Origin of the sequence: Shewanella marina JCM 15074 (assembly GCF_000614975.1) — a bacterium.
GTDB classification, from domain to species: domain Bacteria; phylum Pseudomonadota; class Gammaproteobacteria; order Enterobacterales; family Shewanellaceae; genus Shewanella; species Shewanella marina.
Map to the genome: position 1 here is coordinate 12,129 of NZ_BALM01000031.1, position 12,679 is coordinate 24,807.

Here is a 12,679-nt window from a genome sequence, read left to right on the forward strand (position 1 = left end):
TCATGCCGTTATATTGCAGTTCATGCTGCCAAAATGCATCTCATTTTTTAATGTTTAACAGCTATTGCTTATACTGTAAAAGGTCGTATTTTGATGGATATTAAAGAAATAACAGGCGTTATTTCGTCATATCATATCCGTTGGAGAGACAGGTTATGGCCAAGCAAATATCTAACCGAGCCCGTGCGTTTACCTTAATTGGTACCATCATTACCCAATTCGCTTTAGGCTCTGTGTATACATGGAGCTTATTCAATGCCAAGCTGGCAGATAAGTTATCAGAGCCTGTGAGTCAGGTGGCTTTTGCTTTCGGTATTATGAGTTTAGCTTTGGCTGTTGCCTCTTCTTTATCTGGCAAGATGCAAGAGCGATTCGGCGTTCGTAAAGTGACTATTGGTGCAGGTATTTTGTTAGGTGTGAGCTTACTGCTAACCGCCAATGCGTCTAACCTGATTATGCTTTATGTGTTTGGCGGCTTTTTAATTGGTTTTGCCGACGGTACCGGTTATCTATTAACACTGTCTAACTGCGTTAAATTCTTCCCTAATCATAAAGGTTTGGCCTCTGCTTGTGCGATTGGTGCATACGGTTTAGGTAGCTTAGGGTTTAAGTTTATTAATATGTACTTATTAACTCATGTGAGCTTGGCTTATACCTTTGAAATCTGGGGCGCAATTGCGATGACTATGGTGATTATCGGTGGCTTAATGATGACCGATGCACCTAACCAACAGGTTTCTGCAACTAGTACAGCAACAGTGCGTGATTTCAGCTTAGCTGAAGCGGTGCGTTGTCCTCAATATTGGATGTTAGCGTTAGTCTTCTTAACTGTATGTATGAGTGGCTTATATGTTATTGGTGTGGCTAAAGATATCGGTCAAGAGCTGGTACATTTAAGTCTTGCTGATGCGGCATCTGCGGTTGCGATTATTGCGGTGGCTAACCTAGGTGGACGTTTAGTTCTTGGTATCTTATCTGACAAAATGGCGCGTGCTAAAGTTGTCGCAATTGCCTTAGCTATCTGTCTTGCTGGTGTATGTGCCTTGTTGTTTGCTCACCTTAATATCAATATGTTCTACTTCGCTATCGCCTGTATCGCTTTCTGTTTCGGTGGCACCATTACCGTATTCCCATCATTGATTAGCGATTTCTTTGGCTTAAACAACTTAGCTAAAAACTACGGTTTAATTTACTTAGGTTTCGGTATTGGTAGCTTTATTGGTAGCGTCGTGGCTTCAATGTTTGGCGGTTTCTTTGCTACCTTCTACTTAATGTTTGGTTTACTGATTGTCTCTCTAGTGATTGCGCTAACCATTAAGATGCCTCAGGTGCAGGCACCACAGGTTGATTTAAATATGGCACATGCTGCTTAATTAATAGCATTAACAAAAACGCCCCGTCATTGCGTAATGACGGGGCGTTTTTGTTTGCAAGTTAGCCAGAGAGTCGTTAATTTATGGGGCATTATTATCGGCTTGGTTACCAATATGAGTCACCGCTTTAAAACGATTATTATCAGTGGCTTAATCTTTGTGATATCAGGTTGTGCCAGTCAATTATCAGAACAACAATATCATACTGAAGCACAGCTAATCGAGCAGCAGTTACAGCCTAAATTACAAGGTTTTTATCAGCAATGGCACGGCGTACCATATCGCTTTGGTGGGCAGTCAAAAGCGGGCATTGATTGCTCTGGTTTAACTCAATTGATTTATCAGCAAGTATTGCAGCAATCTTTACCTCGAACCACAGCACAGCAGCAAGATGTGGGTGATGAAGTTGATATTGATGAGCTGTTCGTGGGGGATTTAATTTTCTTTAAAACGGGCTGGGGCAAGCGTCATGTGGGCGTGTATATGGGGGATGGCCGCTTTTTACATGCTTCAACTAGCAAAGGGGTGATTATCTCGCAGTTTAATCAAGGTTATTGGCGTGATCATTTTTGGCAGGCCAGAAGAGTGGTTAATGGTGAGTAATAACCATTGGTTCACCGTGTGTTACGTTTTATAATCAAATCAGAATGAAGAGCCATGCTTTTTGGCGTGAATCGAATAATAGGATAAACAATGACTAAAGCTAAAATCGGTATTGTTACAGTAAGTGATCGTGCAAGTGCTGGGATCTATGAAGATATTTCAGGTAAGGCGATTATTGAAGTATTAAATGAATACCTGACTTCTGAGTGGGAGCCTGTTTATGTGGTGATCCCTGATGAACAAGATGTAATTGCTGCAACATTGATTGACCTTGCCGATAAGCAAAACTGTTGTTTAATCGTGACTACAGGTGGTACTGGTCCAGCTAAGCGTGATGTGACCCCTGAAGCAACTGAAGCTGTTTGTGATCGCATGATGCCAGGCTTTGGTGAGCTAATGCGCGCTGAGTCATTAAAGTTTGTCCCTACAGCCATTTTATCGCGTCAAACTGCAGGCCTACGTGGTGATTCACTTATCGTCAATTTGCCGGGTAAACCAAAGTCTATCCGTGAGTGTTTAGATGCGGTATTCCCTGCCATTCCATATTGTATCGATTTGATGGAAGGTCCATTTTTAGAATGTGATGAAGCGGTGATGAAGCCGTTCAGACCGAAAGCGAAATAATTTCTATCAAGAGTCTATAAAAACACGCGTAATGCGTGTTTTTTTATGTCTAAATTTTGATAACAATTTTTATGTACAGATATGTCAGACGTGTTTTGAGTCGGTTGAAGTCGTATTAATTGTGATGTAGCGTAAATAGGGTTGTTACAGTAGGTATAAAGATCATGAATTATTACTAAAAATGAAGAGGTGCCGGCTTATGGGGATTCAACAAGTCGATCAACAAAGTTCACCCGATAAAATTCGCATGTTTATGAAGTTGCTGCTAAAAGACGTACATGCACTTGAAAAAATGCTTGAACAGGAGATGTTTGAAAAAGATATCAGTCGCATAGGCGCTGAACAGGAGTTTTTTTTAGTGGATGAACATATGGATCCTGCTCCATTAGGCATGAAGTTGCTTGAGAGTATGAATAATCCATGTTTTACCAATGAACTTGCCTTATTTAACCTTGAAGCCAATCTCGACCCGCATGAGTTTACCCAAGATGCTATTTCCAAAACAGAGTCACAACTGCAAGATCTTTATCATCAGTTAGTTGAGCATGCTGCTGCTGAAAAGGGCGAGGTGATTACTACCGGTATTTTACCGACGATCCGTTATCGTGACTTAACCCTTGATAATTTAACCCCACAACCGCGTTATTTTGCGTTAAATGACACCTTAGGCCAGCAACGAGGCGAAGATTATAAACTTTATATTCGTGGTCAAGATGAGTTGTCATTTAGTCACGACAATGTATTGATCGAAGCCTGTAATACCAGTTTTCAAGTGCACTTTCAGGTGTCTCAACAAAATTTTGCCCATTACTATAATATTTCCCAAGCGATAACTGCACCATTATTGGCTATTGCCGCCAACAGCCCTATTTTACTGGGTAAGCGCTTATGGCATGAAACTCGAATTGCCCTGTTTCAACAAGCAATTGATACCCGTCAGTCGAACTTAAATCTAAGAGAATCAGAGCCTAGAGTCTGGTTTGGCAGCAAATGGGTGAAATCATCAGTTTTAGAACTATTTCAAGAAGATATTTCTAAGTTTAAGGTGCTGATGGCCAATGATCTAGAAGTCGACTCGATGGCACAATTGGAGCAGGGGATTACCCCTAAGTTAGAAGCTTTGTGTATGCATAATGGCACGGTTTATCGTTGGAATCGTCCTTGTTATGGGGTGCACAATAATATTCCACACCTGCGGATTGAGAACCGTGTATTGCCTGCGGGGCCAACTATTGTTGATGCGATTGCCAACATGGCTTTCTATCTAGGCTTAATGAATGGTTACGGTGATAAGTTAGAGGATGTTACTAAGCTAATGGAGTTTAGCTCTGCTAAAAAGAATTTTGACCATGTCTCAATGCGTTCATTAAATACCGATATTGAATGGTTTAATGGCGAAGTGATCCCATGTGCAGAGTTAATCGAGCGTGAGTTAATCCCTGTGGCACGCGAAGGCTTAGCATTAGCCAATATTGATCAAGCAGATATTGATAAATATATGGGGATTATTGAGCAGCGCGTAGCGAAACGGACTAACGGTAGTATCTGGATGATCCGTAATTTCGATAAGATCCATCAGCAAGGCTATAATCATAAAATCAGTAGTAAATTACTGGTGCAAGTGATGCACGCACGCCAAGCGACCGAGCAACCACTGCATTTATGGGAAGACGTTACGGCAGCAGAAATGGCTACCCTGAAAGAGACCTATAAGTCAGTTGAACAGGTGATGTCGACCAATATTTTTTCAGTGCGCGGTGACGACTTAATCGATCTCGCTGCTAAGATAATGCATTGGAATAATGTAAGACACTTGCCCGTTGAGTCAGATTCTGGTGAACTAATAGGCGTGTTATCTTATCGGCAGATATTAGATATCTATGGTCGTTACGCTAGCTCAGGAGATGTACATTTAGTTCCAGTTAAAGAAGTCATGAATGCTAAGCCGATTACGATTGCGCCTTATGATTCTTTAGGCGTCGCCATTAAGTTGATGCGTGACAATAAAGTAGGTGCATTACCCGTAGTTGATAATGGTAATTTAATGGGAATGATGACAGAAGCTGAGCTGTTTAAAGAATACAGTACTTTATTGGATAGCCTACATTAAGTTTTGAATAAATTACCCTACATATACCAAGATATAACCTCCGCCAATGCCGGCCCACTGTTAATCATTACCGCTGCTGTACACGGTAATGAGCTGGTGGGCCTTAAAGCCATTGACCATTTTAACCTGATAGCAGATCAACTTCCTTTTAAAGGTCGAGTGGTTACCATTCATGGTAATCCGTTAGCGACATCATTAGGTGAACGCTTTATTGATCAAGATTTTAATCGTGCCTTTACCGCAGAAAACTTACAGCGGGATGCGATTAACCATGAACTGATTGCCGCACAACAGTTACAGCAATTAGTGCTCAACTTGTTAGATGAACAGGCCGATGGCAGTGCCAAGCACCTATTAGACATTCATTCTATGTCTGCTGACGGTACGCCATTTATGTCGTTTGTTGCTGATAAACCACCACAACAGATTATTGCGCAAACACCAATCCCAGTGATTGAAGGCATTATTGATAGTTTACAAGGATGCTTAGCTAAGTGGTTTGCACCTATGTTAACCAGTAGTCATATTGTCGAATGTGGTCAGCATCAAGCAGAGTCAACCTTTGATTTTGGTTTTCACACCTTGATTTATCACATGTATTTACTTGATATGCTTGATGATTGTGAACAAGTTCAGCAAGCGTTTAGTTATTTATCTGCGCATACCCAGCCTTACTCTTACTTAAAAACACATATCTGTTATCGACAAGCTGTGACAACTGAGCAGATATTTGAGATGGAACCGGGCTTTGTTAATTTCCAGCAAGTTAATGCAGGACAATTATTGGCAAGGTTATCTGGGCAAGCATTAGTTGCACCATTTGATGGACGGGTAATTTTGCCTTGTTATCAAAGGCAGTGTGAAGAGGGCTATTTTATTAGCCAAGACCGATAAGCGCAGCAGCGATTTATCTAACAGAAAGCCCCTATTGGTCATCATAGGGGCTTTTTATATGACATTATTAACGCTTTTTAGGCTGACAAATCGGGCAAAAAACCGTGGCACGTTGGCCTAGTTTTATTTCGGTGAGTAGATGACCACATTGCGTACAAGGCAAGCCACCACGGCCATAGACATGTAGCTTTTGCGCAAAGTAGCCCGGTTTTCCTTCGGCGTTGGTGAAATCCTTTAAGGTGGTGCCACCTTGCTCAATTGCACCCGCTAAGATCCGTTTTATCTCTGTGACTAATTGCGAGATCTGTTTCTTGGTGACTTTTCCTGCCGCCGTCTGCGGGTTAATGCCGGTAGCAAATAGTGCCTCATTGGCATAAATATTACCTACGCCGACCACAATAGCATTATCCATTAGCGCCAGTTTTATCGCCTTGGTTTTGCCTTTTAGTGCGTTAGCCAAATAGGTTGGCGTGAAGTCATCAAGCAATGGCTCAGGCCCTAACTTACTCAGTAAAGGATGAACGGTTTCTGGTAATTCACACCATAACCATGCCCCAAATCGACGAGGATCATTAAGGCGCAATGCACGGCCATTATCTAATACCAAGTCAATATGATCATGTTTAGTGGGTGGCGTATCAGCACTTAAAATACGCAAGCTGCCAGACATACCTAAATGCACTATTGTGGTACCAGCATCGGTATCAATTAATAGGTATTTTGCGCGTCTACGGACGGCTTTAATGGTTTGGCCGACAATATTTTGGGCAATATCTGGTACAGGCCAGCGTAATGAGCCATTGCGGACAATCAGTTGTTTAACGGTTTGTCCCTCTAAATAGGGGGCTACACCTTGGCGAGTAACTTCTACTTCGGGTAATTCAGGCATACGGTGTTATTTATCCTTGAACGTTTGCTGCCGTTTCAGGGATAAGCCCTGCGCGCAAACTTGGGGGGACTAAATACCAAGCACCATTAGCCGATTGCAGTAGTCCAGCGTCTGGGTAATATTGCCAGTGCTGACTATGGGGAATATCTTTAATGGTAATAGTGAGGTGCTGTGGTGGTTCAGTAGGTAAGGTTGGATGTTCTACTATTGATACATGCACATTGCGCCATGCTTCGACCCAGATTGGACAGTTTTTGATATCGCTGCTGCATAGCCAATTATTATCACGGTGTGCCATCCACCAATCATTTTGCTCCAGTTGAGCAAGTGGCGCTTGAGCATCAAATAATACTTGGCTGTTATCCGGTAAATGATCCGTTTTTTCATATAAAAAACTGAGTGTGGCGACCATTGCCACGCTACAGAAAATAATAATGTTATTCCAATTTCGACGAGATAATGCCATGTTTATTCTAGGATAGTTGATTATTATCTCGTCAGTGTAACGCTAATAAATTGGAATTGCTATTAGCCACCTGTCGCATTCATAAAGCGTAAGATTTGCACATCACCATCGGTACTAAAATGGTGCTCTTTAGGTTTGAGCTCCATTGCGTCAATAATGGTTTGCTTTAAACGCGCTAAGTCATTTGGATACTCGCGTAATACGGCTTTAAGGTCAACCGAGTGTTCATTACCAAGACAAAGTAATAAACGCCCTTCAACGGTGACTCTGACGCGATTACACTCATGACAGAAGTTATGACTGTGCGGCGAAATAAAGCCAATATGAATGGCACTATCAGCCATAGTGAAATACTTAGATGGACCACCAGTACGCTTGTCTGACACAGTTAATGGATAAACATCATTAATGATTTGTTTTACTTCATCACTGCTGCAATGACGCTGACGTTTACGCTCGTCAATAACGCCTAATGGCATCTCTTCAATAAATGAAATATCCAGTTCACGATCACGGCAGAAGTTAACCAGATCGATAATTTCATCATCATTTTTGCCTTTGAGGATCACCGCATTAATCTTTATGCGATTAAACCCTGCTGCTTTAGCGGCATCAATACCTGCTATCACGCGTTCTAAATTACCATTACGGGTTAAGGCACTAAAACGCTCGTGATTGAGCGTATCTAAACTGATGTTTAAACGGCTTAATCCAGATTGATACATGCTATCAGCCAGTTTAGTTAGACGAGAACCATTGGTGGTCATCGATAACTCTTTTAAACCGGGCAGTTGTCCTAATTGGTTAACGAGGAAATCAATATTCGGTCTGATGAGCGGCTCACCACCTGTTAAGCGGATCTTACTTACGCCGAGCTCAGTGAATGCTTGGCCGATAAGCGCCAATTCTTCTAATGATAGAACTTGTTCGTGGGTTAAAAAGCATGGGTTTTCACTCATGCAATACACACAACGGAAATCACAGCGGTCAGTGACCGAGAGTCGCAAATATTCGACTTTACGGCCAAATTTATCAACCAATACACTCATTTTGATATCTCTACCGTTAAACTAAATCGGCAAAAGGTTGAATGTAGGCAATCTCACCTGCATTAATATTGGCATTGTCATCGGCAATCACGATTAAGCAATTTGCTTGCACCATTGATGACAACATACCAGAACCTTGAGCGCCAGTGCTGCGTACGTGCACGCGGCCATCTTGACCAAGATGGTAAATACCGCGAATAAACTCAGTGCGGCCACTACGGCTACGCAATGGCTGATCGGCTATTGCAGCAATAAGTTGTGGTTGCCACGCTTGCTCGCCAGCCAATTTTCTAAGTGCTGGTTGAACAAACTGCAATAATGAGACCATGACGGCAACGGGATTACCTGGTAGTCCAAAGAATAGACAATCATTAATTTTACCAAATGCAAGTGGACGTCCCGGACGCATATTAATACGCCAGAAATTAATCTCACCGACTTTGGCTAATGCGGTTTTAATATAATCAGCATCACCCACTGATACGCCGCCAGAGCTGATCACCATATCGGCTTGGCTAGCACCCGTTAATAGCGCTTGCGCAAGAGCTGCTTCTGAATCTTCAATAATGCCTAAATCAATCACTTCAGCGCCTAAGCGGCGTAGCATGGCTTTAATGCTATAGCGGTTAGCATCAAATATGCAGCTTGATTTCAGTGCTTCACCCGGCTGGCAAACTTCGTCGCCACTAGAGAATACCGCCACTTTAGGACGACGATAAACATCAAACTGCGCCATGCCTAATGAGGCTAATAAGCCTTGGGCGGCTACACCAATACGTTGGCCTTGATTGATTGCGGCTGCGCCTTTAGCGATATCTTCACCTGCTTGGCGGACGTTTTGACCTTGTTTAATTTTGCCTTCTAAGCTCACTTTGCCAGCTTGTTCATGGGCAAGTTCACGAGGTTGAACGGTATCAACTCCTGCAGGAACCGGGGCTCCAGTCATAATCCGTACCGCTTCACCTGCAAGCACTTGTTTATCGTAGCTATGCCCAGCAAGTACTTCACCAACAAGGGTAAATTCAGTCGGTAATGGATCACTAAAAGCAAAACCATAGCCATCCATTGCTGAGTTATTTTGTTGCGGCACATTGATAGGTGAGATGGCATCTGCTGCCAACACGCGATTATCAAGTTGATCTAAACTCACGGCATCGGTTGCTGTAATTGGCTGCACTTGATTTAAGATATGATCAATACCTTGGCGTACGGTCAAACTGCTACTGCTATCAAGCTCACATGCTGGTACTTCAGCTAATGGAATATGGGTGATCTGTGGACGCCATTGACTAATATATTGCTGTACATAATCAGCAATTTGCTCAACATTATTGATGTCTAAGCGAGTGAGTTCAGCGGGAAGAACGGTATCGTCACAGCAAGCAATAGCTTGAATATTATCGTCTTGTTGGTAAATAAAGGGTTTGCCGTGAGCTGCGCGGTGTAATTCAATTTTAGGTAGGGTTAACTTCTTAAAGCCTTCAACTAAAACGATATCAATATTGTCAGTGTCGAGTTGTTTCAATAGATGTGGTAATTCTGGGTCGCCTTCGCGTGCATCTTCAGTCATTAATGCCCAACGCACATGGGAGGCGACTAACATCTGTTTGGCACCGGCCTTACGCATTTCGTAACTGTCTTTGCCCGGAATATCGACATCAAAGTTATGATGCGCATGTTTAACCACTGCCATGCGTACACCGCGGCGGTTGAGTTCTGGGATCAGCTTTTTAAGTAAGGTTGTTTTGCCCGTACCGCTGTAAGCACAAAATCCCAAAACAGGTAAAGATAAGGGATTAGTAAACGAAATGCTCATTGAAACCTCACAAACAATTTTACGAATTAATTAATTGAATTAGTTGTTGTTTTTGCTCTGGTGTGTTGACGTTTGTAAAGGCGTTATCGACATCAGAAAAGTCACAGACCGCATAGTTATGTTTGATATACCAAAAATCAATTTTACGCTCACCACCATCCAAAAAGGCTTGCATTGAACTGACCAAATCTGGTTTAAGTAGCATGATTACAGGTTGCTCGCGCTTGCCATCACTGGCCACCACAATCTCACACCCTTGCTGCTGCATGACTGAGTGCATACGTGCTGCTAAGTCGAGTGGTAATTGCGGACAGTCACAAGGTACTGTTAATAATAATTGGGCTTGGGTGTGGTGCATGGCAGTAATCATGCCTGCAAGTGGTCCCAAGTAACCAGTCTCTATATCTGATAATACGGGATAACCAAACTGCTGATATTGCGCTTGGTTACGATTAGCATTAATTAAAATACTATTTACCTGAGGTCGAATACGATCAAGCGTACATTGGATCATAGGTTGACCATCAAAGTCGACTAATCCTTTGTCGTGGCCGCCCATACGACGGGCCATGCCGCCAGCTAAAATGACGGCTTCAATTTGCAAGCTCATATTGTGTATCCTCGGTGGTAACGGATGTAGCGACAATAGCAGATGCTTGAATTAGTTGCTGCTGAATTATCCATTGATTGTGACATAAGTCAGTTAGCTCACAAGTTTGATGACTACTGATTAATAACCCTGTCCCTAACTCACGTAGCTGGTGGATCATTTGCATAATTAAGCTTTGCGAATATTTATCCATATTCGATGTTGGTTCATCAAGCATTAGCAGTTTAGGTTGTAATACCAAGCGCGTGCAATGGCAAGTCTTTGTCTTTCACCGCCAGACAGATGACTGGCAGTACGATTGATTAAGTGTTGTAGATGTGCCATCTCTAAGGCTTGTTCTACGCGTAAATCAATGGTTTTTTTATCGTCATCAATAAATTTTAAGCCATGGGTGAGATTGCGCTTAACATTGCCATCAAAAAGATAAGGATATTGATGTAAATAGATGGCGCGGCCTAAAACAGAGCGCTGATTGCGCCACCATGGCCGAGCAGGGAATCCCGTCGCGGTGATTGAGCCAGAACTTGGTGCGACAAGGCCTGCTAACAGTTTCATTAGTGTGGTTTTACCCGCACCATTCTCACCTTGTAAGTAGATCACATCACCTTGCGCAAACTCTAATTGAGGTGCTGCGAACAGTAATCGGTCACCAAAATTCATACGCATATTGTTAATGAGTAGCTTGGCTGTCATTAGTGACTCCGAGGATCGGCGCGGCCGCGAAGCGTGCCTAACATAAAGTTAAGAATAAGCGATAAAATCAGTAATACGAGACCTAAAGCAATCGCTTGGGCGAAGTCTCCTTTACTGGTTTCTAACGCAATTGCCGTCGGAATATTACGGGTAACATTCATAATGTTACCACCGACCATCATTGAACAACCCACCTCGGTTACAATGCGACTAAAGGCTGCAACAATCGCAAGCAGTAATGGCATTTTGAGCTCACGGCAAAGCGTCCATACCGCGCTAAACCATGGTGCACCAAGGGTACGAGAGGTTTCCCATGCACGACGGTCGACACTGGTAAATGCGGCTTGGCTCATACAGATAATTACCGGAGCACAAACCATCATTTGGCCTAAAATCATCCTTTTTGGTAAATAGCCATTTGAGATCGCCAAATGCACCATTACGTGTCAGTAGCAGATAAACCAGTAAGCCGATAACAACAGTGGGAATAGATTGCAGAGTTTGTACTAAGTTAGTGACAACCCAGCGACCCGGAAATTTGACGAAGGCTAGAATAAAGCCCAGCACCATCGATGGAATTAGGGTGATTGCAAGTGCTGCAAATGAGACGCTAAACGAGACGCCAATGATTGACCATACATGGGGATCAAGTGAAAAAAGCAGGCCAAAGGCCTGCTTTATCAATGTTAACCAGCTATCACTCATTTGTGATAAGTAGCCTTAAATAGCTGCTCACCGTTAACTTTGTAGCTATTGATTAAGCTTTGAGTTTTAGCAGAAATCATCCAGTCACTAAGTGCTAAAGCACCTTTGTGGTTTAGGTCTGGGTATTTCTTAGGGTTGATTAGAATGATTTGGTATGGGTTAGCAAGTTGCTTACCACCATCAAAATCAACTGCTAGGTCTAGCTTAGACTTATAAGCAACGTAAGTACCACGGTCAGATAGGGTATAAGCTTGTAATTCGTTAGCCATTTGCAGAGTTTTACCCATGCCTTGACCTACTGAAGTGTAGCCTTTGAAGTCTGGCTTAACACCAGCTTTTTCCCAGATGATCATCTCTTTCATGTTAGTGCCAGAGTTGTCACCACGAGAGATAAAGCCTGAACCTGATTTAGCAATTTTGTCGAAAGCTTGTGCTACGTTTTTGCTGTCACGGATTTTAGCAGGGTCATTTTTAGGACCTAGCACTACGAAATCGTTTTCCATGATGCCGCGTGGGTCAATACCATAACCTTCAGCAACAAATTTAGCTTCAGCAGCTGGAGCGTGAGTCATTACAACGTCAACGTCGCCTTGGCGAGCTAACTTAAGTGCTTTACCAGTACCAGTTGCGATAACTTGTACTTGGTAACCTGTTTCTTTTTCAAATTTTGGTAATAAGTAGCCAAGTAGACCTGAGTTTTCAGTACTGGTGGTGGTTGCTAATTTGATGATGTCATTGCTGGCATGTGCTGGTGCACTAGCAACTAATACAGCGGCAAATACTAGACCGATGATCTGTTTTAACTTTAACATTCTGGCTCCTAAGAAGATGAATGCAGTAATGGGAT

11 protein-coding genes and 2 pseudogenes are annotated in these 12,679 nt (G+C 42.7%); 5 read left to right on the plus strand and 8 right to left on the minus strand.

Annotation, left to right across the window (positions count from 1 at the left end):
* Positions 1 to 155 precede the first annotated feature (155 nt).
* The 5 genes from JCM15074_RS17365 to JCM15074_RS17385 all read left to right on the plus strand — a co-directional run bounded on the left by JCM15074_RS17365 (position 156) and on the right by JCM15074_RS17385 (position 5,604).
* Entirely contained in the window at positions 156 to 1,373 is a 1,218-nt protein-coding gene (locus tag JCM15074_RS17365; protein ID WP_025822842.1) for an MFS transporter, read from the plus strand.
* A 54-nt stretch (positions 1,374 to 1,427) separates the two neighbouring features.
* Positions 1,428 to 1,976, plus strand: a complete 549-nt coding sequence (locus JCM15074_RS17370) for a C40 family peptidase (RefSeq protein ID WP_051536952.1) — start codon at positions 1,428 to 1,430, stop codon at positions 1,974 to 1,976.
* 90 nt (positions 1,977 to 2,066) lie between these two features.
* The gene (mog, locus tag JCM15074_RS17375) at positions 2,067 to 2,600 is read left to right on the plus strand and encodes a molybdopterin adenylyltransferase (protein ID WP_025822846.1); all 534 of its coding nucleotides are present in this window, start codon (positions 2,067 to 2,069) and stop codon (positions 2,598 to 2,600) included.
* 199 nt (positions 2,601 to 2,799) lie between these two features.
* Positions 2,800 to 4,710: a CBS domain-containing protein gene (locus JCM15074_RS17380; protein WP_025822848.1), complete on the plus strand. Its 1,911-nt coding sequence runs from the start codon at positions 2,800 to 2,802 to the stop codon at positions 4,708 to 4,710.
* Between the two features lie 3 nt (positions 4,711 to 4,713).
* Positions 4,714 to 5,604: a succinylglutamate desuccinylase/aspartoacylase family protein gene (locus JCM15074_RS17385; protein ID WP_025822850.1), complete on the plus strand. Its 891-nt coding sequence runs from the start codon at positions 4,714 to 4,716 to the stop codon at positions 5,602 to 5,604.
* Positions 5,605 to 5,671: 67 nt separating this feature from the next.
* Here the strand turns inward: JCM15074_RS17385 and mutM are convergent, their stop codons facing one another.
* From mutM to JCM15074_RS17425, 8 genes and pseudogenes are all read right to left on the minus strand, one after another.
* Positions 5,672 to 6,493, minus strand: a complete 822-nt coding sequence (gene mutM / locus JCM15074_RS17390; RefSeq protein WP_025822853.1) for a bifunctional DNA-formamidopyrimidine glycosylase/DNA-(apurinic or apyrimidinic site) lyase — start codon at positions 6,491 to 6,493, stop codon at positions 5,672 to 5,674.
* 10 nt (positions 6,494 to 6,503) lie between these two features.
* Positions 6,504 to 6,959, minus strand: a complete 456-nt coding sequence (locus tag JCM15074_RS17395; RefSeq protein ID WP_025822855.1) for a hypothetical protein — start codon at positions 6,957 to 6,959, stop codon at positions 6,504 to 6,506.
* Positions 6,960 to 7,021: 62 nt separating this feature from the next.
* Positions 7,022 to 8,008, minus strand: a complete 987-nt coding sequence (gene moaA / locus JCM15074_RS17400) for a GTP 3',8-cyclase MoaA (RefSeq protein WP_025822857.1) — start codon at positions 8,006 to 8,008, stop codon at positions 7,022 to 7,024.
* Positions 8,009 to 8,024: 16 nt separating this feature from the next.
* Positions 8,025 to 9,824: a bifunctional molybdopterin-guanine dinucleotide biosynthesis adaptor protein MobB/molybdopterin molybdotransferase MoeA gene (locus tag JCM15074_RS17405; RefSeq protein WP_025822859.1), complete on the minus strand. Its 1,800-nt coding sequence runs from the start codon at positions 9,822 to 9,824 to the stop codon at positions 8,025 to 8,027.
* A 19-nt stretch (positions 9,825 to 9,843) separates the two neighbouring features.
* Positions 9,844 to 10,434 carry a molybdenum cofactor guanylyltransferase MobA gene (gene mobA, locus JCM15074_RS17410; protein WP_025822861.1) on the minus strand — a complete coding sequence of 197 codons (591 nt, stop codon included), beginning with the start codon at positions 10,432 to 10,434 and terminating at the stop codon, positions 9,844 to 9,846.
* A pseudogene (locus tag JCM15074_RS22850) lies at positions 10,418 to 11,127 on the minus strand (energy-coupling factor ABC transporter ATP-binding protein). Before JCM15074_RS22850 ends, mobA begins: the two are co-directional and overlap by 17 nt.
* Positions 11,127 to 11,832 (minus strand): annotated as a pseudogene (locus JCM15074_RS22855) (ABC transporter permease). Before JCM15074_RS22855 ends, JCM15074_RS22850 begins: the two co-directional pseudogenes overlap by 1 nt.
* Positions 11,829 to 12,644: an ABC transporter substrate-binding protein gene (locus JCM15074_RS17425; RefSeq protein ID WP_025822862.1), complete on the minus strand. Its 816-nt coding sequence runs from the start codon at positions 12,642 to 12,644 to the stop codon at positions 11,829 to 11,831. The pseudogene JCM15074_RS22855 and the gene JCM15074_RS17425 overlap by 4 nt, the downstream one beginning before the upstream one ends.
* Between the last annotated feature and the right edge of the window lie 35 nt (positions 12,645 to 12,679).

What these genes read in the sequence shown, in the direction of transcription:
- JCM15074_RS17365 (WP_025822842.1), top strand. Translation starts at nt 156, where the DNA reads ATGGCCAAGCAAATATCTAACCGAGCCCGTGCGTTTACCTTAATTGGT.
- mog (WP_025822846.1), top strand. Translation starts at nt 2,067, where the DNA reads ATGACTAAAGCTAAAATCGGTATTGTTACAGTAAGTGATCGTGCAAGT.
- JCM15074_RS17380 (WP_025822848.1), top strand. Translation starts at nt 2,800, where the DNA reads ATGGGGATTCAACAAGTCGATCAACAAAGTTCACCCGATAAAATTCGC.
- mutM (WP_025822853.1), bottom strand. Translation starts at nt 6,493, where the DNA reads ATGCCTGAATTACCCGAAGTAGAAGTTACTCGCCAAGGTGTAGCCCCC.
- JCM15074_RS17395 (WP_025822855.1), bottom strand. Translation starts at nt 6,959, where the DNA reads ATGGCATTATCTCGTCGAAATTGGAATAACATTATTATTTTCTGTAGC.
- moaA (WP_025822857.1), bottom strand. Translation starts at nt 8,008, where the DNA reads ATGAGTGTATTGGTTGATAAATTTGGCCGTAAAGTCGAATATTTGCGA.
- JCM15074_RS17405 (WP_025822859.1), bottom strand. Translation starts at nt 9,824, where the DNA reads ATGAGCATTTCGTTTACTAATCCCTTATCTTTACCTGTTTTGGGATTT.
- mobA (WP_025822861.1), bottom strand. Translation starts at nt 10,434, where the DNA reads ATGAGCTTGCAAATTGAAGCCGTCATTTTAGCTGGCGGCATGGCCCGT.
- JCM15074_RS17425 (WP_025822862.1), bottom strand. Translation starts at nt 12,644, where the DNA reads ATGTTAAAGTTAAAACAGATCATCGGTCTAGTATTTGCCGCTGTATTA.